This window comes from Mesobacillus sp. S13 (assembly GCF_020422885.1).
Lineage (GTDB): Bacteria > Bacillota > Bacilli > Bacillales > Cytobacillaceae > Mesobacillus > Mesobacillus selenatarsenatis_A.
Genome location: NZ_CP084622.1, coordinates 823,541 through 848,785 on the forward strand (window position 1 = coordinate 823,541; position 25,245 = coordinate 848,785).

At 39.3% G+C, this 25,245-nt stretch carries 24 protein-coding genes; all 24 read left to right on the forward strand.

What is annotated here, in order from left to right:
• Positions 1–45 precede the first annotated feature (45 nt).
• The 24 genes from LGO15_RS04230 (at position 46) to LGO15_RS04345 (ending at position 25,079) form a co-directional block, all read left to right on the forward strand.
• A complete protein-coding gene (locus LGO15_RS04230; protein ID WP_413231370.1) occupies positions 46–411 on the forward strand; it encodes a MerR family transcriptional regulator in 366 nt (121 codons plus the stop codon).
• On the forward strand, positions 408–2,084 hold the full coding sequence (locus LGO15_RS04235; protein WP_226086871.1) for an acyl-CoA dehydrogenase family protein: 1,677 nt from the start codon (positions 408–410) through the stop codon (positions 2,082–2,084). Before LGO15_RS04230 ends, LGO15_RS04235 begins: the two co-directional genes overlap by 4 nt.
• A gap of 252 nt (positions 2,085–2,336) precedes the next feature.
• Positions 2,337–3,383 carry a fibronectin type III domain-containing protein gene (locus LGO15_RS04240; RefSeq protein ID WP_226086872.1) on the forward strand — a complete coding sequence of 349 codons (1,047 nt, stop codon included), beginning with the start codon at positions 2,337–2,339 and terminating at the stop codon, positions 3,381–3,383.
• 25 nt (positions 3,384–3,408) lie between these two features.
• Complete coding sequence (sipW, locus tag LGO15_RS04245; RefSeq protein WP_226086873.1) at positions 3,409–3,981, forward strand: signal peptidase I SipW; 573 nt, start codon at positions 3,409–3,411, stop codon at positions 3,979–3,981.
• Between the two features lie 82 nt (positions 3,982–4,063).
• Positions 4,064–4,948: a TasA family protein gene (locus tag LGO15_RS04250; protein ID WP_226086874.1), complete on the forward strand. Its 885-nt coding sequence runs from the start codon at positions 4,064–4,066 to the stop codon at positions 4,946–4,948.
• A gap of 67 nt (positions 4,949–5,015) precedes the next feature.
• The gene (locus LGO15_RS04255; protein WP_226086875.1) at positions 5,016–5,624 is read left to right on the forward strand and encodes a TasA family protein; all 609 of its coding nucleotides are present in this window, start codon (positions 5,016–5,018) and stop codon (positions 5,622–5,624) included.
• Positions 5,625–5,758: 134 nt separating this feature from the next.
• On the forward strand, positions 5,759–6,055 hold the full coding sequence (locus LGO15_RS24325) for a DUF5658 family protein (RefSeq protein ID WP_226086876.1): 297 nt from the start codon (positions 5,759–5,761) through the stop codon (positions 6,053–6,055).
• A gap of 119 nt (positions 6,056–6,174) precedes the next feature.
• A complete protein-coding gene (locus tag LGO15_RS04265; protein WP_226086877.1) occupies positions 6,175–7,707 on the forward strand; it encodes a SulP family inorganic anion transporter in 1,533 nt (510 codons plus the stop codon).
• Positions 7,708–7,935: 228 nt separating this feature from the next.
• The gene (locus LGO15_RS04270) at positions 7,936–8,925 is read left to right on the forward strand and encodes a glycoside hydrolase family 55 protein (RefSeq protein WP_226086878.1); all 990 of its coding nucleotides are present in this window, start codon (positions 7,936–7,938) and stop codon (positions 8,923–8,925) included.
• 106 nt (positions 8,926–9,031) lie between these two features.
• Positions 9,032–9,958 carry an NAD-dependent epimerase/dehydratase family protein gene (locus LGO15_RS04275; protein ID WP_226086879.1) on the forward strand — a complete coding sequence of 309 codons (927 nt, stop codon included), beginning with the start codon at positions 9,032–9,034 and terminating at the stop codon, positions 9,956–9,958.
• 22 nt (positions 9,959–9,980) lie between these two features.
• A complete protein-coding gene (locus tag LGO15_RS04280; RefSeq protein WP_226086880.1) occupies positions 9,981–10,721 on the forward strand; it encodes a YveK family protein in 741 nt (246 codons plus the stop codon).
• Positions 10,714–11,349 (forward strand): CpsD/CapB family tyrosine-protein kinase, encoded by a 636-nt coding sequence (locus LGO15_RS04285; protein WP_226086881.1) that lies wholly within the window; start codon positions 10,714–10,716, stop codon positions 11,347–11,349. The genes LGO15_RS04280 and LGO15_RS04285 overlap by 8 nt, the downstream gene beginning before the upstream one ends.
• A gap of 43 nt (positions 11,350–11,392) precedes the next feature.
• Positions 11,393–12,862, forward strand: a complete 1,470-nt coding sequence (locus LGO15_RS04290) for an oligosaccharide flippase family protein (RefSeq protein ID WP_226086882.1) — start codon at positions 11,393–11,395, stop codon at positions 12,860–12,862.
• Positions 12,852–14,147 (forward strand): O-antigen ligase family protein, encoded by a 1,296-nt coding sequence (locus tag LGO15_RS04295; protein WP_226086883.1) that lies wholly within the window; start codon positions 12,852–12,854, stop codon positions 14,145–14,147. Before LGO15_RS04290 ends, LGO15_RS04295 begins: the two co-directional genes overlap by 11 nt.
• Positions 14,122–15,177: a glycosyltransferase family 4 protein gene (locus tag LGO15_RS04300; protein WP_226086884.1), complete on the forward strand. Its 1,056-nt coding sequence runs from the start codon at positions 14,122–14,124 to the stop codon at positions 15,175–15,177. Before LGO15_RS04295 ends, LGO15_RS04300 begins: the two co-directional genes overlap by 26 nt.
• Before the next feature lie 52 nt (positions 15,178–15,229).
• Positions 15,230–16,870, forward strand: a complete 1,641-nt coding sequence (locus LGO15_RS04305) for a glucosamine inositolphosphorylceramide transferase family protein (protein WP_226086885.1) — start codon at positions 15,230–15,232, stop codon at positions 16,868–16,870.
• Between the two features lie 77 nt (positions 16,871–16,947).
• Positions 16,948–18,327, forward strand: a complete 1,380-nt coding sequence (locus LGO15_RS04310; RefSeq protein WP_226087816.1) for a sugar transferase — start codon at positions 16,948–16,950, stop codon at positions 18,325–18,327.
• Between the two features lie 40 nt (positions 18,328–18,367).
• Positions 18,368–19,141: a glycosyltransferase family 2 protein gene (locus tag LGO15_RS04315; protein WP_226086886.1), complete on the forward strand. Its 774-nt coding sequence runs from the start codon at positions 18,368–18,370 to the stop codon at positions 19,139–19,141.
• Between the two features lie 51 nt (positions 19,142–19,192).
• Positions 19,193–20,260: an acyltransferase family protein gene (locus LGO15_RS04320; RefSeq protein ID WP_226086887.1), complete on the forward strand. Its 1,068-nt coding sequence runs from the start codon at positions 19,193–19,195 to the stop codon at positions 20,258–20,260.
• 354 nt (positions 20,261–20,614) lie between these two features.
• Positions 20,615–21,640: an ABC transporter ATP-binding protein gene (locus LGO15_RS04325; protein ID WP_226086888.1), complete on the forward strand. Its 1,026-nt coding sequence runs from the start codon at positions 20,615–20,617 to the stop codon at positions 21,638–21,640.
• The gene (locus tag LGO15_RS04330) at positions 21,615–22,403 is read left to right on the forward strand and encodes an ABC transporter permease (RefSeq protein ID WP_226086889.1); all 789 of its coding nucleotides are present in this window, start codon (positions 21,615–21,617) and stop codon (positions 22,401–22,403) included. The genes LGO15_RS04325 and LGO15_RS04330 overlap by 26 nt, the downstream gene beginning before the upstream one ends.
• A gap of 11 nt (positions 22,404–22,414) precedes the next feature.
• The gene (locus LGO15_RS04335) at positions 22,415–23,206 is read left to right on the forward strand and encodes an ABC transporter permease (protein WP_226086890.1); all 792 of its coding nucleotides are present in this window, start codon (positions 22,415–22,417) and stop codon (positions 23,204–23,206) included.
• A gap of 114 nt (positions 23,207–23,320) precedes the next feature.
• Positions 23,321–23,677: an SCP2 sterol-binding domain-containing protein gene (locus LGO15_RS04340; RefSeq protein ID WP_226086891.1), complete on the forward strand. Its 357-nt coding sequence runs from the start codon at positions 23,321–23,323 to the stop codon at positions 23,675–23,677.
• 175 nt (positions 23,678–23,852) lie between these two features.
• Complete coding sequence (locus tag LGO15_RS04345; protein WP_226086892.1) at positions 23,853–25,079, forward strand: ATP-binding protein; 1,227 nt, start codon at positions 23,853–23,855, stop codon at positions 25,077–25,079.
• The last annotated feature ends 166 nt before the right edge of the window (positions 25,080–25,245 follow it).

A 25,245-nucleotide genomic window follows, 5' to 3' on the forward strand; every position in this document is an offset into this window, starting at 1 on the left:
TATAATTTATTTACTGATTATTCTGTTAAAAAAGAGGTTTTGCTGATGTACACAATTTCTGACTTGGCAGAGCAGTTTGGGGTCACAACCCGTACCATCCGCTATTACGAAGAGCTCGGATTGCTGCTGCCATCCCGGACTGAAGGAGGACGGAGAATTTACACTGCTAGCGATGTAACACGCTTGAAACTCGTATTTCGCGGGAAGCGGTTTGGATTTTCTCTTGATGAAATCAAGGAAATGGTATTACTCTTCAATGAGGATCGAACTGGTGAAAAACAATTGAAGGTAACAATTCAGTATGGAGAGGAAAAGCTCGCAGAAGTGAATGAAAGGATTTGTGAACTGGTTGAGATCAGGGAGGAAATCGAAAGGCTATTAACTGAATTTAAAGGGAGGCTAACTGAATGAACTTTTACAGTGAAGAACCGCAGTTTCGAGCATTGCTGAAGGAATTATTGGATGAAGAGTTTTACGAATACGCAGACCGGGAGCTTCTGGCATTCGGTGAAAAATGCGCCAACGAAATTGACGAGCGCGCCAGATTCACAGATCGCGAAGGCCAGCCGAAGCTGATTAAATTCGATGCCTATGGCGATGATATCTCCGAAGTCTGGGTAAATGACGGCTATCGGAAAACAGTTGAAGATTCCTACAACACCGGAATTGTCGGCTATGTTCATAAGGATATTCCTGAACTAGGACGCCGCGGGAATTATATCTATTCGTATGCTCAGGGTTATCTGCTTTCTCAAACAGAGGCAGGCTTTTACTGCCCGGTCACATTGACGATGGCCACCGCTTATTTATTGGACCAGTACGCATCACCAGAGGTAAAAGAGAAATTCCTTCCCCATGTATTATCAACAGGAGAAACAACATTATACGAAGGCGCTACCTTCCTGACCGAACGCCAGGGCGGATCCGACGTCGGTGCCAACGTGGTAAAGGCAGTTCAGACAGCGGATGGCTACAAGATATACGGAGAAAAATACTTCGCTTCCAACGCAGGAATGTGCGGAGTCGCCATGGTCTTAGCGAGGAAAGAAGGAGCCCCATCCGGCACAAAAGGACTGACATTGTTCGCCGTCCCATGGCGCAAAGAAGACGGAAAACTCAACGGCATCAAAATCCGCAGGCTCAAAGATAAACTCGGAGTACGCGCCGTCCCCTCCGCCGAAGTTGAATTCGAAGGAGCGGAAGCTTTTGTAGTAGGCGACCCAGCAAAAGGCTTCTATTACATGATGGAAGCACTGAACCTTTCCCGAGTCTGCAACACCGTCGCCTCACTCGGCATCATGCGACGGGCCTATCGCGAAGCACGTGAGTATGCATTGAAACGTGACGCCTTCGGCAAAAAGCTAGCCGATTTTCCAATGATCAAAGACTCCCTGGTTAAAATGGCCGTCAAACTTGAAGTTGAAACCCGAACCGTTTTCAAGTACCTGCCATTATTCGAAAAAGTCATGAGGAACGAATCAGGAGTATCAGAAAAAGACGTCGTCATCAATAGACTTTACATCGCACTCCTGAAAAAAGAAACCGCAGAACAAGCCGTCCACTTTGCGCACGAAGCCATCGAAATGCACGGAGGGAATGGGTATATCGAAGATTTTGTTACACCGCGGTTACTGAGAGATGCACAGGTATTGACTGTTTGGGAAGGGACAGCCAATATCCTTGGGCTTGAAGTGTTGAGGTTGATGGAGAAGTTTAATGCAGGAGGACTGTTTTTAGAGGAGATGAAAGAGCGTATTGCTGGGATGGAAGGTGAGTATGTAGACCAAGTACATGGAGGGATTGAGCAGTTAGAGAAACTGCTGTTGTCTTTACAAACGGCTTCACACGATCATAAGACTTTTCACTCAAAGAGGGTGGCTGAATTGATGGTGAAGATATTTGAGAGTGTGAATGCTTTGGAGTATGGTGTTGGTGGGGATGAACGGGCAGAGAAGGTGATGGAGGTCTTTATAGAAGAAACCTGGGAATCTAGACATGAATTCGTTAATCAATTAAAGCCAGTTGATTATTTTTATGAGATAGTCAGCAAACCCTTAATTCAAGAAAAATCTTTAGTAAAATAGCCATATCAAAGCGTCTCCCTATGCAGGAGGCGTTTTCTATATGTTTATCGTTCTATATATATAACGAAATATTCTATTTAAATTACAAAAAATTATGAAAACTAGAGATAAAAAGAGAAAACGAACGATAGTTGTGCGTTATTAAGAAAAAACAGCCGAATTTGAGGTTTTTCAAAGATAGCTGGTTAGAATATACTCACAATATAAAGTTCGTTAAAAAGAACAAAAAGTTCTCTAAGGAAGTTGATAAAAGTGAGAAAAACAATCACCAACTTCGTTCTCAATTTTATACATACGATAGCCATTGCTAAACAAAAGGCTGGTTGGGAGGGAAGGACAATTCGATATACCAGGCTGAGAAAGTTTAAGAAAAAAGGAAGAGGGCTCCTGATTGCAGCAAAGATTCTGGCCCTGTGGTACTTATTAGTTCTTACAGGTTCTTACCTTACGGCAGATACCGGGGCTTATTTTAATGATGTTGAAACAATTAGCGAAACAATAACTATAGCAGATAACTTTTGTGCAGATGAGGAATGGGCGAATGAGCATAAACAATATTGTAAAGACAATGCGGGAATAGGAAATGGTTGTGAACCTGGAGATGACTGTGATTCTGAAAAGGGAGAGGATGAAGATAACCCTGGTCACAATCGGGAAACTTGCGGTGATCATACCAGTGCCCCATGTTCGGAAGGCAGCAGGGTATCAAATATAAACGCTACCCAAACTAGCAGCACCATCACCTTAACTTGGACCAATCCTAGTGACAATAAATTTAAATCCATAAAGGTTTATAGAAATGGAGAGCCTGCTCCAATCGCTGAAAACATCACAAGTAGTCAGTTTGAAGATACAGGGTTATTACCTGATACAAAATATATCTACTACATAGTAGAAGTAAATAACCAGGGTGACAATTTAGGAACTGCTATTTTTGAAGTTTCTACGAATCCTGAACAGGATAGTGAGCAACCTCAATCTGAAGCCAAGCCAACTGAAGCTGAAGCTAACCCAACCGAACCTGAACAAGATACACAATCTCCGGGAGAGGTAATAGGTCCAAGTGGCTCTGAAACAGGGAATAGCGGCAATGTCGAATTATCCTGGACTCCTCCATCTGACTCTGATTTTAGCCATGTCAGAATATATAGGGATGAGGAGTTAGTTGCAGACAATGTGAAAAGTAACAATTACTCAGATCAGGTTTCAGAAAAAAATCACAGTTATAAAATAACAACCGTTGACACTTCCGGAAATGAATCTCCAGGAGTACCTATCGAAGTCACTTGGCATAAATAACAGTCTAAATGAAAGGTTGATATCTATGAATGCAAAAAAAGTCCTCAATATATTTAGTAGTCTTGTAACATCCATATTGTTCCTGCTGCTCATATTCATGGTTTTTGTAGTCATATCCTCCAAGGCATCAGGGGGAGAGCCACAGTTTTTGGGCTACCAGTTGAAAACAGTGTTATCAGGATCAATGGAACCAACCTTTAAAACAGGTTCGATTATAGCAGTTAAACCAGTAGAGGATGCAACAGCTTTGAAGAAAGGTGATGTTATCACCTATATGCAGCAAGATGGGAATCTAGTTACTCATAGAATTACAGATGTAATTAAACAAACAGATCAAACCATGTATCAGACAAAGGGAGATAACAACAAAGACTTCGATTCACAACTAGTACTATCTCAGAATGTTGTAGCTAAATATACTGATGTCACAATACCTTACCTTGGATATTTTATAGATTTCGCTAAGTCAAGTAAGGGCATGGCCATCACACTGATTCTTCCAGGCATCCTGCTGTTAGGTTACTCAGGAATCACAATTTGGTCAGCGTTAAAAGAGATTGATCCAAAGACAACGAACAGTGAAGAAAAGACAGCTTAACGTGGTTGTAATCCCTTAAGGGGTTCAATATATAAAATTTACATACCTCTTAAACGAGGCAAAAAATGAGGAGGAAATACTAATGTCAGTAAAAAAGAAATTAGGATTAGGCGTAGCATCAGCAGCACTAGGGTTATCACTAGTAGGTGGAGGAACTTGGGCAGCATTCAACGATACTGCAACGATTAATAACCATTTTGCTGCAGGTACACTGGATCTAGTAGTGGGTAAAGTGAATCAAGCTGCTAACTTTGACTTGGGTAATATGAAGCCTGGAGATTCAGTGAAGAGGGTATTTACGTTAAATAATAATGGTTCTTTGGCTATAAAGGAAGTATTACTAAACACTACAGCTAGTGGATTTTCAAGTGGTGTAGGAACAAATGCTGACATGAATGCATTCCTGTCACAATTTGAAATTAATGCATTCAAAGTTGATTCTGAAAACACCACAGGAATTTTTGAACCAAGAGCAAGCATAGTAGTGTCAGGTCAGACACTTACTCTTGCTGATTTAGTAAATGGTCCAACAGCATACTCAGGCAAAATTAAGTCTGATTACATTACAGATGATGGTACTCAAAGAATTAATCTTGCCCCACTTGTAGTACCAACTGGACAAGAAGCCTATAGAGGGATTCCTGTAACACCAGTAGACAGTGATGCCGTAATGTTTGTAATTAAATTTAAAGAGGATAACACAAGAGTTGGTGGAGCATACAGTGAGTTTGTACAGAATAAATACCAAGGAAATGCTGCTAACTTCTTCTTTAACTTAGAAGCAACTCAGTGGGATGGAAGAACACTTGACAGCTCTAATGGTAATGGAGAAATTAACAATGGAGTCCAAGGCTCTGCTGATGGAACATCTGATCCAAATCCGCGTTCAATTAAGACGGATGCGAATGGAGCTGATCTTCGTGAACATGGTGATAATGAAGTTGTAGAACCAGCTAACCAAAACTAATATTAAAAAAAGAAAGGTGGGACTCTCTCACCTTTCTTTCTAAAAAACTTATAAATAGAGGCCTAATATGCGAATAACTAAAATAATATTCTTCATTATTATATTAGTATTTCTTACACCTATTGCGGTAAATGCAGTAACTAGTAATGAAAATAGTATTGATCTTTCTGTTGAACCAGGTAAGGTTTTATTCGATCTAACCAACGTAAAACCGGGTGATTCGGTTGTCAGAAATTTTAAGGTAATGAATAAGGGAAATAAAGATTTTAACTATGTTATAAATAATTCATTTAGGTCAGGGTCTGAAAAGTTTTATAACGAACTTCTTCTTGAAATCAAAGACTCCCAAAAAAATATAGTATTTAAAGGAAATCTTAAAGATTTTAAAAAAACCAGTAATAGTGTGCTGAAGAGTAAGACAACTGATGAACTATATTTTCTAATCAAGATTCCAATGGAACTAAACAACGATTTTCAAGGTCTAAAGTGCCAATTTGAATTTAAAGTATACGTAGAAGGAACCTTAGGCGGAGTTTTGCCAGCTGATGGACCCAAACTCCCCAATACAGCAACTGGTATGTTTAATCTAATGGCAATAGGGATTGCTCTAATAATAGGTGGGTTTACTTTAATTTCCTTCTTGAAAAAGAAAAGTCAGGATATAAAATCAACATAAAACTGGCCTTGATATGAACTATGATCAGGGTCAGTTGTTTATTTATTTGTGGTTTTTTCATTAATTTCTAGTTAATTATTTTTCTGTTTGGAATACTATTAATCATATATCTCTATTTTCTTTAGGTGATACTCATGACACAACTTTTCTTTTACCTAACAATCTTAAATATATTTGATGCAGGCGTTACATGGTTTGGATTAGAACATGCCTTCATCTCTGAATTGAATCCGTTTATGTACGCAATATATGAGATTAATCCGTTACTTTTTGTTCTCACGAAAACCTCTCTTTCCATATTCCTTCTATTATTCATTCTTTTAAAAAAAGTCCCTCAATCTCCACTAATCAAAGGTCTAACTATTTTTGCCATAGTTTCCTACACTGCTATCGTCTTCATGCACGGTTTCTGGCTGGTTCACATCTTTTAAAAAAGATAATTTGAATGGTTCCATAAAATTTCATTTAAAACATATTAAGCTATATTCAAAATTAGTGATAGCAGGAGTTTAATTTTCTTATATTACATAAGAAAGAAGGCGTATCAAACATGTTTCAAACCCTGAAGCGTGAGTTGCTGGCCGGGATTACGGTTTCGGTTGTTGCGCTGCCGCTTGCGTTGGCTTTTGGGATGCAGGCGACGGGTAATTCGGATGGGGCCATTATTGGGTTGTATGGTGCCATCATTACTGGTTTTTTTGCTGCTTTGTTCGGCGGGACGAAGGGGCAGGTGACGGGTCCGACTGGGCCGATCACGATTATCTTTACGGGGATTGTGGCAACTCAGGGGCTGGAGTATGCGTTTATTGCCGCGTTCATGGGAGGCCTTTTTCAGATTGTATTTGGGGTACTTAAAGCAGGCAATTATTTAAAGTTCATTCCGTTGCCGGTCGTCAGCGGTTTTATGAACGGGATTGCCATCATCATTATCATGGGGCAGCTGCAGTATGTGACGGGCAGCTTTTTAGTCGTGCTGTTGACGATTGTTTTTATGCTGGTTGCAATGAGGTGGATTAAGATCATCCCGCCAAGCTTGATGGCGCTGATTTTAGGAACAGTTGCGGTGATCCTTCTTGAAAAAGTGGTTCCTGCCGTTCATTTTACAATGCCATTTATAAACGACTTCATTTTCTTTGACACCGCAGAGAGAATTGGCGAGATTCCAAAAGGACTGCCGCAACTTCATCTGCCAATTGCTGATCTGAGTGTCATCATCCAATTGATTCCGGCTGCATTAAGCATCGCTGTTCTTGGATCGATTGACTCGTTGCTAACATCGGTTGTCATGGATAATATGACAGGTACGAAGCACAAGAGCAATAAAGAGTTAATTGGCCAGGGGATTGGTAACACCATAGCTGGACTATTCGGCGCAATGCCCGGTGCTGGTGCGACTGTCCGTTCAGTAGTCAATTTACGCAGCGGGGGACAGACTGCTTTATCAGCGATGGTTCATAGTTTAGCTTTGCTGTTGTTTATGCTTGTGTTTGGACCTCTGGCTGAAGAAATTCCACTCGCAGTGCTAGCGGGTATTTTAATAATGACGGGTATCACAATGTTTGATTATAACAGCTTTAAACTCCTCAAGAGTGAGCCGCGTTCGGACGCTGCCGTGATGATAGCAACTATGGTCTTAACTGTTGCAATTGACCTTATGGTTGCGGTTGGTGTAGGCGTGTTGTTGAGTGCAATTATTTTTATGAAGATAATGAGTGAGGAAGGTTTCAAGATTACTAGCAGGCAGGAAAATGATGTTAGGGTTTATATACTTGAAGGACCGCTGTTTTTCGGAGCGGTTGAACTCATCACACAAACGATCACAGGAGATTATAGTCCTCGAATTGCAATCGACTTGCGAAAGGTCACAGTTATTGATGCTTCAGGAGCTTTGATTTTGCTTCAACTTTATGAATATCTAAGAGAACGAAATCAAGAGTTGTACTTGTTTGGGGCTGAACCTAATGTCGAATCGACCCTTCACAGAATGAAGGTATGTGAAAAGATAGGACGCAATGGATGTTACCCGCCACAGGGATATTCGAACTATTCATTAGAGAATGGCGCTGATCAAACAGTAAGTTAAAGTAGGATGCCTGATTTCCACGGCTTATAATAGTGGGATTCAGGCATCTTTTGTTAGATACCCTTAAAAGGGAAATAGTTTAAACATAACGATGGGCCTGGTGTAAAAGTAATTTTCTGCAATTTTAGTAAATTACCGATTAAATATTTTACCTTAAACTATAGTTGCACAAATTGAAAATAATGTATATTCTTTATATAGAACAAATAATTCTGTAAGGAGATCACAATGAAGTTTAAAGGTATGCTCTTTACCGGAGCCATCATCACCGCGATTATAAGTGTACTTTATTTTTTGAATTTTGAATCCTCCAATGCTTCTACAGAGAACCAAAACTTCATAGAATATGTAAATGCTGAGCAGTTCGGAGCGAATGGAGATGACCAAAAGGATGACTCAAAAGCAATCCAAAGGGCGATTGATTACAGTCATACGGAGAAGATTGGAAAGGTGAAATTAGTTGGAAATAAAAATTATATCTTAAAAAAGGGCTTAATCTTAAAGGAGGAAGTTGAACTTGAACTCGGACAGAGTACTAGACTATTCATAGATGGTGATTTCAGGGTGATTGAGGTAGAGAAGGATGCTTCTATTACAAATGGAATTTTCGAAATAACAAATAAGAATTTTGATTCTGAAGTGATTTATTTGGATGGAAAGCAAAAGTTCTGGTCGTGGGAGAGAACACGGATCAACAATGTTGCGATTATCAATTCCAGCGGTTCAAAAAAGGGGACAGGAATCTCTCTTTTTTCAGGAGGGGCGGATCAATTCATCAGTTTTGTGAATTTCCAAGATATTAATATATCTGGATTGAAAACGGGTGTAAGAATGGAAGCTAAGCCGCCGCCAAAAGATGAAAAAGGGTACAGCTTTATTAATGGCAACCGTTTTACCAATCTGACTCTGGATGGGTGTATCAATTGTATTGACATCATAGGATCCATTACAATCCCAAATGAATGTTCCGGAAATGAATTTAAAGGGATACAGGTCCAGACTACTAAGGATACTGAAAGCGTTTTTAAAGTCAATGGATCTGATAATCAGATTGAGGCAATGATTTGGGATGTACATTTATTGGGGGACCGAAACCGTAACCTGATTTCATTTACAAGCCAATCCACTGGAAATTCTCTATTTTCTAACCTTGAATCAACCTATATAAAAGATGAAGGGATTTATAACTATTACACTTCCCCACGAGATGAAAATTAATAGACCATGTTTCTTTATTTAAGGAGAACGTTCTTTACCTATACTCGGTTAGGTAAAAAATTTTCATGAAAACGTTCTTTATATAGAAGGGAAGGGCTGATATTACATGAAGGTACTAATTACGGGTGGAGCTGGATTTATCGGATCCAGCATTGCTGAAGAGCTTCTAAAAGAAAACATAGAAGTTGTAATCGTAGATAACTTGATTACAGGCAAGGAAAGAAATGTTCCAAGAGAAGCGGTACTGTATAAAGCTGATATCCGTGACAACTTGGGTGAGATCTTTATGGAAGAACAGCCTGATTATGTCATTCATCTAGCGGCACAGGTATCCGTTTCATCTTCCATCGGTGACCCTGTTTATGATGGTGACGAGAATATTGTCGGTACAATTAATCTATTAAAAACTTGTGTCAGGCATAAAACGAAAAAAATCATCTTTGCCTCAACCGCTGCTTTATATGGAAATCCTCAGTTTCTGCCTGTAGATGAAACACACCCTGTAGCTCCTGTTTCTCCTTATGGACTGTCAAAGCATTGTGCCGAACTTTATATCCAGCTTTTCTCCAGACTGTATGGTTTGCCTTATACCATTTTACGATATGCAAATGTGTATGGCGTTCGCCAAGATGCAAATGGGGAGGCGGGTGTTGTCGCGATCTTCATAGAGAAATTGTTAAATGGGGAGGTGGTTAATATCCATGGTGATGGACTGCAGACGAGGGATTTTATCTTTGTCGAAGATGTGGCCAGAGCAAATGTCGCTGCACTGACTCGAGGGGACAATGAAACGATTAATATTAGTACTCAGGCGAGAATATCCATTCAGGATATTATAGGTGAATTAAGCCTAATACAGGCAACCAGCATTTCACCAGTTTACCTTGATGAGAGACCCGGTGATATAAGACACAGCATACTATCAAATGACAAAGCAAAAGAAACCCTGAATTGGAATCCTGAACACTCCTTCTCAACTGGTTTGAGAAAAACGGTCGATTACTGCCAGTCAGAACACTTGAGTATCAAATAAACATGTTTCCTAGGAGGGTATCATGGACGAAAAAACAGATTTGAAAAAATTCTTCAGCATCATTAATAGAAGAAAGTGGACAGTGATCATCACTTTATTCTGTGTTTTAATCATGACTGTTATTGGGTCGTTTTTTTTAATAAAACCAACCTATGAGGCTACCCAGAATATTGTTGTTGGCAAGTTTAAGAAAGAGGAAGGCTATTATGGTGAAACGCAGGAAGTATATATGCTGCTGGCCTCGACAAAAGATTTCATCAAAAGTCCTACAGTGCTTAACGCTGTACAAAAAGAATTAAAATTCAAGGACAAAAAGCTCGACGAAAAAATCGTTGTTCAAAATAATAAGGATTCACAAATTATCAGCGTGATCGTTAGGGATCATGATCCGGAGAGGACACAGTTAATATCGGAAACCATTGTAAGAACAACTGTACAGAAAATGAAAAGTCTGTTTGAAATATCAGACCTTAAAGTTCTTACAGCCATTGACGGCTCTTCTGAAGTTGAAAGGGTGGGAAGTAATGCGTTGAATATCGCTATCGGCGGGCTTATAGGATTATTCATGGGGATAGGGGTGGCAATGATCAGAGAATACTTGGATGATTCCATCAAGAGTATGGATGAAATTGAAGCCTTCCTTGGCTTGCCAGTATTGGGAAGCATCAACCTTAAGAATGATATGAAGCGAAAGAAACACAGATCTGTGGACAATCGAGTTGTAGTCTTGAAGCAGGAAAAAGGAGGGGAATTCAGTGTTTAGGAAAAAGAACAAAAATAAAATTCCTCCCCACCTGATTCCTGAATCTGTGAGTAACGAACAAACCAGGATGATTCGTACGAACCTGGATCAAGTTCTTCAAGAAGGTCCTGCGCTGGTAATGGTCACATCTCCGGACGAGATGGAACAAAAACCAACCATTTCTTCCAACCTTGCAGTGGCATTTGCAGAGCAGGGAAAAAAAGTCTTATTGGTGGATGTGAATACTGCAAAGCCATCACTGCATCGTTTATTTACCATTAGTAACACAACTGGGTTGACAAATGTAATTTTAAATGAAGAGCCATTATTGATGAATTGTAAAGAGACCTCTACCCCTGGGCTATTTGTTTTGCCAGTAGGGGCACTTTCAATCAGTGCTGCCGAACTTTGGGTGACCAGTAAACTAAAAAAAATTGCCACTTCCTGCCGGGAAGAGTTTGATCTTGTCATTTTCGAGGTCCCTGCATTGCTGACCGTTTCAGATCCGCTTGTCCTCGCCAACCAGTGTGATGGCATTATTCTAGTTGTCGAAGGCAATAAAACAAAAAAAGAAGCGGCATTGAAGGCGAAGGAATATTTAAATAGGACTAATAACCATATTATGGGAGTGATTTATCAGACGGGTTAATGATAAATCCAGGAGCATTTCTCTAAACAAGGGCGGGACATTTATGGGGGAAATAAGGAAGAACTCGATTGCAAAGAATATCATCCATTTATTCTACAGTACAGCTATATCCAGTGCCTTAAATGCAATCGCACTTATTGTCCTGGCTTCTTATTTACAGTCTCATCATTATGGACTTTTCAGTGTTGCGTTAGCGTTAGCGATGATTATGGGATATTTTACGGATGCAGGGCTTAGTGAGATCGTGCTTCGGGAAGGTTCAAAAAAAGAGGTGAACATCTCTGTTCTCATATCCTCTTATATAAAAATGCGAGGAGTTCTGCTTGTCATCACGTTTGTCAGCGGTTTTTTCCTTATCCATCTATCAAATTCCGGGAACAAAGAATTGATTCAGACGACTTATTATTTGATTATCCCGATGGTCACTGGGGTCGCACTCCAAAGTATCGGAATTACCTTTTTTCAGCTGAGAGAGAGAATGGAGTTTTCTGGACTTATTCGAATTGTATCTGCAGTATGTTTAGTCTCGACTTTAGCTTTAGGTATTTATCTTCATTTGAATCCATTTTTGATCACTGTCTTATATGGGATGTCCTATTTAATAGCTGGGGCTTTTGCCATTATTTTATTGATGAAAAATATTAAACTCAATTTAAAAGATTCATTTCATAAAGGTCTGCTGCAAAACCTTGGTTCTTTTACAGTAGGCGGGCTATTGTTCGTTATGCTCCCTCATTTGGGTCCCATCCTTTTGGAAAAGACCATATCATTGAAGGAAGTTGGCCTTTTCGCTATTGCCTACCGAATTCCACAAGCGTTGCAGCAAATTCCTTTTATTGTCGCCGGAGCCTACTATCCTGTATTATTTAAGGCTTTTAATAACGATTTAAGAGATGAACATTTAAAGCATTTACTTTTTCAAATTAAAATGATGGCAATCGTTGGAATCATGATGACCATTCCTTTTTTTCACCTTTCAGGGTTTCTCATCACGATCCTTTTCGGGGAAGAATGGGCTGATGCCGCCAAGCCTCTTAAAGTATTGTCCGTGTTGCTTCTCTTGCAGTCGATCAGTATCGCACTTGGAGATGGATTGACCACCAGCAGGAGACAATTTCACAGGATGGTTGTCCAGGCAATTGGATTGGTCGCCGGAATTGTTTTCTATATTTTATTAAGCAGGGCATACGGAGTAATAGGGGCGGCATATACGGGGGGAATCATTGAAGTAATCACTCTTCTTGGGTTTTGGCTTTGCACCCCAAACAGATGGGTGATTGCAAAAAAAACGATTTTGCCATATATGATCTTCTTTATCTTGACCCTTGCCGGTACGGATCTGTTTCTAAACGAATGGCAGTTCCTAGCCGGAGCAGTAAATATTCTCCTTGTGTCATCACTGTTCTATTTAGATAAGGAACTGAGGGGCAAAATTTCTTCCTTTATTCAATCAAAGCGTAAGCGGAAAACTTGGGAGGTTGAGAAAAACCAGGGGGTTCATCATGGACTATAAGGTGGCTTCAATATCCGGAAGATATGGTTCGACAGTATTTTGGCTTTTCTTATTGTTGATGTTAGCAAAATTCAATATATACATCGGCTTTGCATTAAAGCCTTACATGCTTTTTTGCATTTTATTTTTTATGTTCCATATTGGCTCCTTTTACTTTCAAAGATTGTACCTATTTGAAATGGGCATGCTGATATTTTATCTAATGTATAGCTTTACTGGAGCGTTTTCGTTATATCCAGCATCCAGCGCTCGAATCATCTTTGGAATCATCCTTTACGTATCATGTTATTTTATTGTGAAAAATATCATTGAAAAGTTTGAAACAGATGCTGTCCATAGTGCCGTAGCAAATGTAGGCATCATTTTCAATTCAGTAAGTCTGGCCCTTTATTTTGCAGGATTGAAAAGCGTTCAATTTATGTTTGAAGGTGAGAGGGTGTCTGAATTCGGCGTCATGGTAGATCGTCATTACCCGAGGCTGATTGGTTTAGTGCAGGATCCTAACTTCTTTGTTTTTTATAACACAATTTTCTTTTGCTATTATCTTAGCAACTTCCAATCCTCAAAGAATAAAGTCGGTTTGGGTTTGACAATCTTAACGAATTTACTGACTTTCTCAAGAGGCGGTCTGTTAGTCGTTGTATGTTTGGTCGTACTGAATATATTTCTGAATAACCCATTAAAAAAGCTGAAGCTGTTGCTCGGGCTTACGGCTTCACTGGCTGTTGCCGGCTATATCGCGATTACTGTCATGAAATTTGATGTTTATTCGATCTTGCAATCAAGAATCAATGATTTCTCCGAGGATGGCGGAAGCGGTAGGTTTACATTATGGGGCAGGGCCTGGGAGTACTTTAATACCAATATTCTGGTCGGGATCGGGGCTTTTAATTTTTCAGATTATAACATGTTTGAAAATGGAGATCCGCTTACAGCTCATAATACGTATTTGGATATCCTGGCAGAATCAGGACTAATCGGAATCGTCACCTACTTGCTGTTCCTTTTACTCGTTTTCATTAAATTACTTAATAGCAGAATCCATAAGAAAAATCCTTACCTGTTCTTAACATTCTTGGGTCTAGTACTTCAGATGGCATTCCTTTCCGTCATCATTAACGACATGTTTTTTATGTATATTGCCATCTTGTCGGCCTATTTGCATAAAGAGTATCACAAGAAACACGTCCACGTCGTTAAGGAACTAGAGATTCAAGCGGGGAAGAAAGACAACTCTTTAAAGGGAGCTGCCGCATATTATGAACGTGTTAATTTTAACAGATAAACTGATTATGGGCGGGGCGGAAATGTATTTCTGCAAGCTGGAAAACTATCTAAATCATCCTGGTCTAACATTCTATTACGCTGCAGGAACTGGTGACCTATACAAAAAAATCAAAAATAAACAGCATTTCATTGAATTGAGCAGGTCTAATCACCTTCAAAACCTCAAGAGGTTGATTTCTCTCATACATGATAAGAACATTAGCGTTATCCATGCCAATAGTTTGCGGATGGTGATGTATAGTACGTGCGTGAAAAAAATGATCCACAGGCCATTGAAAATTGTTTATACGAAACATAATGTAACCATTTTAGAAAGGAAAGTTCCAAATCTGTTCCGATACTTATTGAATAAACATGTAGACCGGATCATTACGGTCAGTGATTTTGAAAAAGAAAACCTTGAAGAAGCCGGTATTGACCAAAATAAAATCAAGACAATTTATAACGGGGTAGACTTGGAGCAGTTTTTATTTGAGCTGAAAGAGAAACGAAAAATGTTTCATATAGGAATTCTGGCAAGACTGTCCGAAGAGAAAAATCATGAGCTGTTCATTGATATCGCTGATCATTTAAGGGATAGGCCCAATATATTGTTTCATATTGCTGGAGATGGTCCAGAAAAACAGCGAATTGCAGATCAAATCAAGGCAAGAAATTTAACAGATAAAGTGAAGATGTTAGGAGAAGTTCAAAATCCAGAAACCTTTATCAAAGAGATGGATGTACTGCTATTAACCTCATACAGAGAAGTTTTTCCGATGGTGATCATAGAATCAATGGCTGTCGGCACTCCAATTATTTCAATTAATCAAGGTGGAATTAAAGAGGCAGTCATTGATGGAGAGACTGGTTTTCTGATAAAAAGTCATTCTACTACTGACTTTTGTAAGCAAATTTTACGTTTGGAATCAGACCATAGGCAACGGCTGCAATTAATTGAACGCGCTAGGGGAAAAGTGGAAAAAGACTTTTCACTTAATCAGATGATTCATCAAACCCTTAAAGAATACTTGAACTGCAGCCAGTAAGGTATCAACATATCAATCATTTTGCAGGAAGTGATGTTTAGGAGTGGAAACAATGAGAGAAAAGCCGCTTAGGTTCGCGGTAATATGTAATTATTTCGAGATGAGTGATTGGGATCTCGATGTTATTAGCAGGATGGAGGAACAAGAAAATGTAGAATTTAGTGCAGTAATCAACATTACAGGAAAACATTCAGTTTTTAATAAGAATCACTCTGTCATGGATCAATTTCATAAACGCATCACCAGGATAAACTGTGAAGCATCATTCATAGATGGAGAATACAGTTTTGCTGAAGAGGACTTTAACATCATCAAGGAAATGGGATTGGATGTGATTTTGAATCTAAGTTCAAAAAAGTTGGAAGGAGAGATTCTTACTATTCCTGAGTTTGGAGTATGGTCCTTTAAATTCGGCAAAAACGAGCCAGCGTTTTATTGGGAAATCGTGAATGAAGAACATATTACATCAGCTTCTCTTCGTAGAATCACTGTTGGGAATAGATTCATTACTTTGAAACAAGGTCACTTTTCAACCTTAAAAGATTCTTTCTACCAAAATCGATCTCATGTAATGAAAGCATCCACGAATTGGCCAGCACTGGTTTGCAGGGATATTCTTAATGGGACTGCAGATTACTTTTTTGATGTTCCTCGAGATGAAGTAAAAGAGACAGAACAAAAGATAAAGAAATGGGCTTTGATTCTGAAAATGCTCAAGCATAAACTTCGGAAAGTGTATACAAAACTATTTTGTTATGAATATTGGAATGTCGGAGTCATGAAGAGGCCAATAGAGAGCTTTTTAACAAATGGCGGGAAAATGGAGATTCAGTGGCTGGCAGAAAACAAACACATGTATATAGCGGATCCTTTCGTTTATAAAAATGGAGAGGAACTCAAAATTATTATGGAAGAGCTGAACTATAAGGTAGTGAAAGGATTCATCAGCGAAGCAGCCATCCTCCAGCTTGGAAACAAACAGGAGTTCAAGTTTTCACAGGCTACTATTAGCTCTCCAGCTCATATGTCTTATCCTTTTATAATTGAACATGAAGGGGAAGTTTATTGTATCCCTGAAACTTCAGAAGCAGGTGAGGTTTCGATTTATAAGCTAAACCGGGACTCAGGAAAGTGGCATAGGGTAAAGTCTATAATTAATGATTTTCCTGCGGTAGATTCAACTATCATTCAATATGGAGATTATTGGTGGCTGTTCTGTACGAAAGCCAACTCAGCCATTCAAAGTCATAATTATGAACTATATCTATTTTATTCTTCAGACCTAATGGGAGAGTGGAAGCAACATCTAATGAATCCTGTCAAAACAGATATTCAATCGTCAAGGTCTGCCGGCACACCATTTTTACATGAGGGGCATCTATACCGGCCGGCACAGGATTGCTCCAAAACGTATGGGGGGAGAATAGCCCTTAATAGAATAAATAAGCTTACTCCAAGTAAATTTAATGAAGAAACTGTTAAATTTGTTGAGCCAAACCTGGATAGTCCTTATCCTGATGGGCTTCATACAATTTCTTCTGCAGGTGAGATGACCATTATCGATAGCAAGCGATTTGATTATCATCCTCTGCACATTTTACGAAAGCTATACAAGTTTAAACCAGTTGACATTGAACGTGTAAGGACGAAGATCAAAGGGACTAATCCAAAGAATCTCATTTTAAGAGACTAGATTTCAATGATTTTTTTTAACTCTTTTGTTCTTTATAAAGAAAGAGAATGGTTAGTAAAGGAGGAATTGTCTTGAATGTGAGAGGGAATGTCTTTAAGTGGAATGTCATGTTAATGGACTTAGCCACCTTAATACTAGGATTCATCCTCTGTTATGAACTGTTTAATCTTAACGGCATACTAGCTCAGCGTATGAATACAGAAATTTTGCTGCTGATATTAGCCGTGACAGTCCTGTTCGTATTTTCGCTTTTTGACTTATACACGGACTGGCGGCGAAAAGATATTCAAAACTCGGTCTACTCCATTGTTTTATCTATGCTTGTTGTTTATATAGGTTTTACTTTATTTACCTTCTTATCTACCGACTCTTATATTAATGATATTTCTATCGCTTTTCTTTTTACAATTGAAACGGTTTTTATTGTGTTATTACGGTTGTGTGTTTGGTTTATTGATAAAAAAATGTTCGGCAAGAGAAAAGTTGCCATCATAGGTGACCATGAACAATCTATCGCAGTATTAGTTGAAAAATTCCAAAATCATAATCAGGGCTGGTTTGATATTGAAGGATTCTTGACTGCTGAAAATTTGAAAGAAATAGAGCTTTCCATTCATCAATATGATATTTTCGTCCTAAGTTCTGAGATCCATAAAGACCAAAAAGCTCAAATAATCAGCTACTGTTTAAGACAGGAAAAAGAAGTAATGGTTGTCCCTGAAGTCATTGATTTGACAGTTCATGGTGCGATTACACAGCAAATTGATGATATGCCAGTCATCTCTCTTTCTCCTCCAAGTTTAAGTTTAGGAGGGAAGGTAATAAAAAGGATATTCGATATTGCCATCTCTGTTATTTTATTGATCTTTTCAAGCCCATTCATCATTCTCCTTTATATTTGCATACCACTTACATCAAAAGGATCTGCAATCTTTAAACAGGAACGGATCGGTCGGAACGGTAAACCTTTTTGGATATATAAGTTCAGGAGCATGATCCAGGATGCAGAAATGAAGACAGGGCCTGTCTTAGCTTCTGAAAAAGACCCAAGGGTCACTATATTGGGAAGGGTCTTGAGAGCCACTCGTCTGGATGAACTTCCGCAGCTCCTAAATGTCCTAAAGGGAGATATGAGCTTAGTCGGACCCCGGCCAGAAAGAGAGTTTTTCATTGAAATGTTTAAACAACAATTGCCAGATTACTCACTCAGATTGACCGTGAAGCCAGGGATAACCGGCTTTGCACAGGTTCAGGGAAATTATTCTACTTCAGTTGAAGATAAACTGCGTTATGACTTGATGTACATTAGAAACTACTCATTGATCCTGGATGTGAAGATATTGCTTCAAACAATCAGGGTTGTCATACAGCCAAAAAAGGCACGAGGAATAACGGAACCTAACAGGGATTTGAAGTTAGTTAAGTTGGAGAAAAAGGGAAGTGCAATCAGTCGCTGATTTTAAGCTGCTGAACCTGGTTTGGGAGGGAGAGTGAAGTATGAAGAAATCGAGTGACACCCTTGTTTCAATTATCACCCCAACTTACAATGCAGCCAAGTATGTACGCGAAACGATTCATTCTGTAAAAGCACAGACATATCAGGACTGGGAGATGATCATTGTTGATGATGCATCCACAGATGGTACCGTTGAAATCGTTAAACATGAAATGACATCTGAACCTAGGATTAAATTAATCGAACTTAAGACAAACGGCGGCCCTGCTGAAGCCCGTAATACCGCTTTGGGCTGTGCGAATGGTACCTATCTGGCATTTTTAGACAGTGATGATATCTGGTTGCCGGAAAAACTTGAGAAACAGCTGGATTTTATGAAAAGGAATAAAATCGCTTTTTCATATACGGACTACCGCCTGATGACTGATGATGGGAAGTTAACGGATGTCATCTTTTCTGTACCTAATAAATTGGAGTATAAGTCACTCCTTAAGAACACGATGATTGGCACATTGACGGTCGTAATTGATAAAAATATGGTTGGAGAGTTCAGAATGCCGCTCTATAGAGATTGTTCAGAAGATTACGGTCTTTGGCTGCATATTTTATCTTCCGGAATTGTAGCTTATGGCTTAAACGAAGACTTAGCTGTTTATCGGAAATGTGAGAAATCCCTCTCAAGCAATAAATTCAAATCAGCTAAGAAAACTTGGAATACTTACCGAAAAGTTAGGCATATCAATATTCCAACTGCTTTATGGTACTTTGCTCATTATTCCATTAACGCATTGAAAAAACATACTAAAACAATCTAATAACATATCAAATGTATTACATGGCTTAATATCCGCAAATGGGGGATAAAAATGCAAAATAATAGAAAAACACTTTCTTACGTCCAGATTTCTAGAGCAGTCGCAATTTTACTCGTTTTAATAGGTCATGTTAATACAGAATTTTATGCTTTGAATGGATTTGATTGGTTTAATATGGGGGAATGGGAAAGAACTGGTGGCGTAGATTTCTTTTTCATTGTAACAGGCTTTATGATTTATTATCTGTATCATAAGCATATTGGAAATCCAAAGAAGGCAAGTGAATTTTTGCAGAAACGGGCCATTCGCATCCTGCCTCTTTACTGGATTTTCACACTTGCATTAGGGTTAATGGCTTATTTTGTACCAGTTCTTGGAGAGCATTATTCAGCGACAGATATTATGAAATCAATGTTTTTTCTAGTGAATGAGCCTTTAATAGGATCCGCATGGTCACTGAAGCATATATTGTTTTTCTATATTTTGTTTGCAGGTTTGATTTATAGACCAAGATTTTTTAAACCAATAGTTATCGTTTGGGTGATCACTACTATTCTTTTTGAAATAAAAATTCTGCAGTTCTATGATTCATTTTTGTTCAGTTTCAGTAGTTTGGAAGTCTTGCTGGGGTCGGTGGTTGCTTATATTATCTTGCATTATAACATTAGATTTTCTTCCCTTTGGCTGACCTTAGGCTGTTTGGGATTTCTGCTGATTTGGATGAATAACATCTATTCACTCTATGCCATACATTCCCCGCTGTTTTATTGTGTGTTTTCCATTCTAATTATGCTTGGAATCGCAGAGAAAGATAAAAAACCAATAAAAGTGCCTAAGCTGTTATCGTTTTTAGGTGATGCTTCTTACTCAATCTATATCGCACATGGTCCATTGCTCATGTTATATATCAAGGTTCTTGATTCGGCGAAAACATTTTTAACCATAAATACTTCAGTTATGATGACCCTGGTGATTCTTCTCACAACAGGATCGTGCAGCATCGTCTATTTATACATTGAAAAACCGATAAGTTCTGCTTTGAGGCAACGGTTGCTACATCCCAAAGATGTTAAGAGTATAACGTCTAAATTAAGCAGTGAAACAGGTGTTATGGATTAGAGTGTGCAGTATTTATTACCAATTTTCCCAAAAAACATTTTACATTATTTTCATATAGAGGTACAATATGAAAGTACTCAACTAACCTAAGGAGGCAGTCGAAATGATTAACACAACTAATGGAACAGCACCAACAATTTCATATGGTATACCTTCGGCCTGCCTGTATTGTGTGTAGTAGCGCTTATTTTTGTCTGGTTAAAATAACTGCGTAACCACGGACTGGGATGTCTGTGGTTTTTTTGTGCCTGGAAAGCGAATGTATGTTCCTGGGTTTTGAAGTGCTGTTTAATGCAAGCGTTTGTCAGGATTGAACAGGGAGTGTGTACTTTTCTTAATGAAAGGATGATTTAGATGATTACAGTTGAGGATTTGAAAAAGGAATATAAATTGGTAAAGCGCGATCCAGGTCTTAAGGGGGCAATCAAGTCGCTTTTTAACCGGAAGTATGAGACGAAGCATGCGGTAAAGGGAGTTAATTTTACCATTGAGCAGGGTGAGACGGTTGGCTATATTGGCGCGAATGGTGCCGGTAAGTCGACGACGATCAAGATGCTGACGGGGATCCTGACACCTACTTCAGGGAAGGTGACGGTAAATGGATTGGTACCATATGAAAACCGCCAGAAAAACGCGGTGAACATTGGAGCGGTCTTTGGACAGCGGACACAGCTGTTCTGGGACATTCCGGTTCGTGAATCTTATAATCTGTTAAAACATATTTACGAGATTCCGGAGCAGGAGTATCAGGAAACAATCGCGATGTTTACTGAGGTGCTGAACCTGGAACCATTACTAGGAATTCCGGTCAGACAGCTTTCGCTCGGGCAAAAAATGCGCTGTGAACTAGCTGCTGCCTTCCTTCACAGGCCAAAAGTAGTTTATCTGGATGAGCCGACGATCGGTCTTGATATTGCGGTAAAAGTAAAGATTCGTAAGTTTATCAAAGAAATGAATCAGCGCTGGGGCACAACAGTGTTGCTGACTACACATGACATGCAGGACATTGAGGAAATCTGCGACCGGATTATCATCATTGATGGCGGTACGATTTTATACGATGGTGGCCTTGAGCAGATTAAAAAGCAATTCGGCCAGCAAAGGGTAATTCATTTTGAACTGGCAGATAAGGAAAAGTTCGTACTGCCTGGGTCACTCATCGGTCAGGCAGAAGTTTTACCGAATGAAGAAGAAACGAAGGTTAGCTTATCGTTTGACCATGAGACGGTAAAAAGCTCGTTCGTCATTTCGGAAATGATGAGCATGTATGAAATTGGCGATTTGAATATCGCGGACCCTAAGATCGAGAAGATCGTTGAGGAGCTGTACAACAAGCAGGAACAGGGGGGAGAGCATGAAAAAGTATTGGCAAATAGCTAAAGGGCGGATGCAGGAGAACACGGCCTATTCGGCCTGGTACTGGGCCGGCACTGTTTCTGCGGTGATGAAGCTATTGATTATTTATTTCTTCTGGCAGGCGGTCTACGCTAACCAGACAACGATTGAAAATATCAATCTGGAAACGATGATAACGTATATCGTCATTGCGATGCTGCTTCAAGGTTTTGTCGGCGGTGTCGGGAATGAGCTTGCGGAAAATATCAAGGAGGGCCAGGTAGCGATTGAGCTGATGCGTCCTTACGATATGATTTTTAAAATGTTCGCGGTGGATATTGGAGAGAAAATCATGTACTTAATCCAGGGTACACTTCCAATGGTACTGATAGCTTACTTTTTTATGGACTTAAGCTTTCCGAAATCACCTGAGACCATCTTGCTATTCATAGTGAGTGCGCTGGTGGGAATCTGGATCGGGACATTCTTCGATTTCCTCGTCGGTGTCCTCGCGTTCTGGACCGTCAATGTCTGGGGTGTCAGAGTGCTGAAGGAATCACTGATCACCTTTTTCTCAGGGGCACTCGTGCCGATCACGCTTTTTCCGGATTGGTTAAGAACCATCACTGAGTTCCTGCCCTTCCAGGCAATGGTTTATCTGCCGGTTTCGATTTATTCTGGATTGATCAGCGGCACAGAAGCTTACATGGCACTCGGAATCCAGTTGTTCTGGCTTGTTTCATTATATGTTTTGGTAAGGGTAATCTGGTCGCAGGCGATTAAACAGATTACGATTTTTGGAGGTTAGGAGGCGATTCTATGCGTCGCTATACGAGATTATATTGGGAGTTTGCGAAGAGCCATATGAAGGTGATGATGGAGTACCGTATCGACTTTTTGATCGGTGTCGCCTCGGTCATGCTTGAGCAGTTTGCTTCGATCTTTTTTGTGAAAGTAGTGTTCGACCATATTGAGCAAATCAATGGCTGGTCGTTTTATGAAATATTGTTTATTTACGGAATCGCGGCAACGGGCCGCTCGATTCACCAGATTTTCTTTGATAATTTATGGACGCTCGGCTGGCAGTATATCCGGCCTGGGAAGTTAGATCGATTACTCATCAGGCCGGTCAATCCGTTATTCCATGTCGTTGCGGACAGATTGCATCAAGACGGTTTTGGCCAGCTGATCATAGGCTTAATTATTTTGGGAACAGCCATTCCACAGCTTGACCTTGTTTGGGGAGCAGCGGAAATTGCCATGCTGGTTGTCATGATCATCTCATCCGGATTGATTTTCGTGGCGATTAACTTATTTTTTGCGACGTTCAGCTTCTGGATGATCGATAGCCTGCCGATTGTGTGGGCAGTCTTCAACCTGAGTGACTTTGCTAGATACCCGCTGACCATCTATCACAAAGGAATCCGCATGTTCCTGACATGGATCATTCCTTACGGTTTCACGGCATTCTATCCGGCAGCCTATTTTATCGACAAGTCCGGCTACAAGGAGTTTGCGCTCTGGACCCCTGTTGCAGCGATTGTTTGCTGTGTCCTTGCCTATACATTCTGGAACAGAGGCTTGAAGGCTTTCGCAAGTACGGGCAGTTAATCAAAAGAACCCGACGAATATAGGGAATTATCAGATAATACGTTCATTTTCGGATTGCCCATAGGACTTCCGTCGGGTATGATGGAAATAAATAGGTTGATAGGGGTGGCGTTGATGTTGGAAAATAAGTCGGTCAGAGAAGTATGGCAAGAAATCGAAAGGGTCATGAAAGAGAGGCCTGAACCGATTCAAGGCATGAATACGGTCTATCAATATGACATCACGGGAGATGAGAGCGGGACGTTCCAGCTGTTGATCACAAATGGAACTGCCAAGGTTGTGGAGGGAACAGAATCAACACCAGACTGTACCCTGACACTGTCAGATAAAAACTTCAAGAAGATGATCATGGGGAAACTGAATGGAACAGCCGCCTTCATGACAGGAAAGCTGAAAATCCAAGGCAGCATGGGACTCGCACTCAAACTCGAAGGAATCCTCAACGAATACAACCTAAGCGAAACAGCATAAAAAAATGGATCAGGCATCTAATCGCCTGGTCCATTTTTCTTTTCATAAAAAATTCCTTTCCATCCATAAAAAAGTTTCTTTAAAAATTCAATGCACAATGAGACAAAATGTAACAAGATGTGACACATCCTGCTATAATAAGGCTATCAAGTTTTCAGATTTAAGGAGATTCCGTATGGAAACATTCAAAAAAAATTCTGTTTTAGTTTATGAAGAAGTAAAAGCAGTAAAGTTCTTTTTGTGGACTTTTTATATAATCCTAGTACCCTATGATTTTGTCTATTATTATTTAGTACCCTATTTTAATAAGCAAGAAGTGGGCTTGCCTTTAGGTGGACTAGGTTTTTTCTTTCATATATTCCTATTTGCTCTAATCCCCTTAGCGATCTATTTAGTGAAAAAAGGTCAGCCTGAAAAAATTAAATATATTTACTTCATTGCATTTGTGATGTTGGATGTTGTGAACAACTTTATGATTTATTGGGGAACTAAAGAGCAGTTTGGCAGCGGACATGTTCTCGAAATCTATTTTATTTTGTTTTCTCCGATTTTCGTAAGTAGTCGTTTCTTTTGGACAATGACCATAGGCTTTTTCCTTAAATACACTATAACCGGACTGATTTTTCAATCTGGAGAAGTACTTGTTCCAATGGGATTGATTATATTCATTTCAGCAATTGCCTGGATCCTGCTTAATCGTTTCCAATCTTATGTTAAAGCAATAACATCGATCTTTGAAGATTTAAGACAGAAGGAGAAACTTGCGGTCATAGGCCAGATGGCAACGGCAATTGCCCATGAAATTAAAAATCCTTTATCTTCATTAAAGGGTTTCACTCAGTTACAGCAAGAAAAGGATAAGGGTGACGAACAATATTATCCTATTATGTTAAATGAAATCGACCGGATCAATGCGATTGTAAATGATCTGTTGATACTTGGAAAACCTAATACAGGAGTTAAAACACCTAAAAAACTTATTGATATCATCCAGTATGTTATATCAGTTATCGATCCGCATGCACAAAGGAAGGAAATTCAAATAAAGTATGATGTAGATGATTCAACAGTGCTATTGTGTGACGAAAATCAGATGAAGCAAGTGTTTATCAATCTAATTAAAAATGCCATGGAGGCAATGCCCAATGGGGGAACGGTGTACGTTCAATCTAAAATTGATGGAGGCCTGGCTTTAATTTCTGTTACGGATGAAGGTTGTGGGATTCCTCCGGAAATACTCGCAAAGTTAGGAGAGCCTTTTTATACAACCAAGCAAAACGGCAACGGCTTAGGATTGATGGTAACCAAAAAGATTATAGAAGAGCATGAAGGTACCTTTAACATTCAAAGTGAATTGGATAAAGGAACAACTGTTACCATATCGGTTCCTTTCGAGGATTAGCCTTTCTCTGGAAAATATCATAATAAATAAATCAAAAGGACTATTTTTATAATAGTCCTTTTGATTTATAATGAAGAAAAATGTCGAATGTTGCCATTTTAAACTAGGTCTAATTATTCATTTTTATTCTTGTTTTATCAAAAATCTTAATTTGCAAAAAATAATG

Coding starts and splice junctions, on each gene's coding strand:
- LGO15_RS04230 (WP_413231370.1), top strand. CDS start 46: ATGTACACAATTTCTGACTTGGCAGAGCAGTTTGGGGTCACAACCCGT.
- LGO15_RS04235 (WP_226086871.1), top strand. CDS start 408: ATGAACTTTTACAGTGAAGAACCGCAGTTTCGAGCATTGCTGAAGGAA.
- sipW (WP_226086873.1), top strand. CDS start 3,409: ATGAATGCAAAAAAAGTCCTCAATATATTTAGTAGTCTTGTAACATCC.
- LGO15_RS04250 (WP_226086874.1), top strand. CDS start 4,064: ATGTCAGTAAAAAAGAAATTAGGATTAGGCGTAGCATCAGCAGCACTA.
- LGO15_RS04255 (WP_226086875.1), top strand. CDS start 5,016: ATGCGAATAACTAAAATAATATTCTTCATTATTATATTAGTATTTCTT.
- LGO15_RS24325 (WP_226086876.1), top strand. CDS start 5,759: ATGACACAACTTTTCTTTTACCTAACAATCTTAAATATATTTGATGCA.
- LGO15_RS04265 (WP_226086877.1), top strand. CDS start 6,175: ATGTTTCAAACCCTGAAGCGTGAGTTGCTGGCCGGGATTACGGTTTCG.
- LGO15_RS04270 (WP_226086878.1), top strand. CDS start 7,936: ATGAAGTTTAAAGGTATGCTCTTTACCGGAGCCATCATCACCGCGATT.
- LGO15_RS04275 (WP_226086879.1), top strand. CDS start 9,032: ATGAAGGTACTAATTACGGGTGGAGCTGGATTTATCGGATCCAGCATT.
- LGO15_RS04280 (WP_226086880.1), top strand. CDS start 9,981: ATGGACGAAAAAACAGATTTGAAAAAATTCTTCAGCATCATTAATAGA.
- LGO15_RS04290 (WP_226086882.1), top strand. CDS start 11,393: ATGGGGGAAATAAGGAAGAACTCGATTGCAAAGAATATCATCCATTTA.
- LGO15_RS04295 (WP_226086883.1), top strand. CDS start 12,852: ATGGACTATAAGGTGGCTTCAATATCCGGAAGATATGGTTCGACAGTA.
- LGO15_RS04300 (WP_226086884.1), top strand. CDS start 14,122: ATGAACGTGTTAATTTTAACAGATAAACTGATTATGGGCGGGGCGGAA.
- LGO15_RS04305 (WP_226086885.1), top strand. CDS start 15,230: ATGAGAGAAAAGCCGCTTAGGTTCGCGGTAATATGTAATTATTTCGAG.
- LGO15_RS04315 (WP_226086886.1), top strand. CDS start 18,368: ATGAAGAAATCGAGTGACACCCTTGTTTCAATTATCACCCCAACTTAC.
- LGO15_RS04320 (WP_226086887.1), top strand. CDS start 19,193: ATGCAAAATAATAGAAAAACACTTTCTTACGTCCAGATTTCTAGAGCA.
- LGO15_RS04325 (WP_226086888.1), top strand. CDS start 20,615: ATGATTACAGTTGAGGATTTGAAAAAGGAATATAAATTGGTAAAGCGC.
- LGO15_RS04330 (WP_226086889.1), top strand. CDS start 21,615: ATGAAAAAGTATTGGCAAATAGCTAAAGGGCGGATGCAGGAGAACACG.
- LGO15_RS04335 (WP_226086890.1), top strand. CDS start 22,415: ATGCGTCGCTATACGAGATTATATTGGGAGTTTGCGAAGAGCCATATG.
- LGO15_RS04340 (WP_226086891.1), top strand. CDS start 23,321: ATGTTGGAAAATAAGTCGGTCAGAGAAGTATGGCAAGAAATCGAAAGG.
- LGO15_RS04345 (WP_226086892.1), top strand. CDS start 23,853: ATGGAAACATTCAAAAAAAATTCTGTTTTAGTTTATGAAGAAGTAAAA.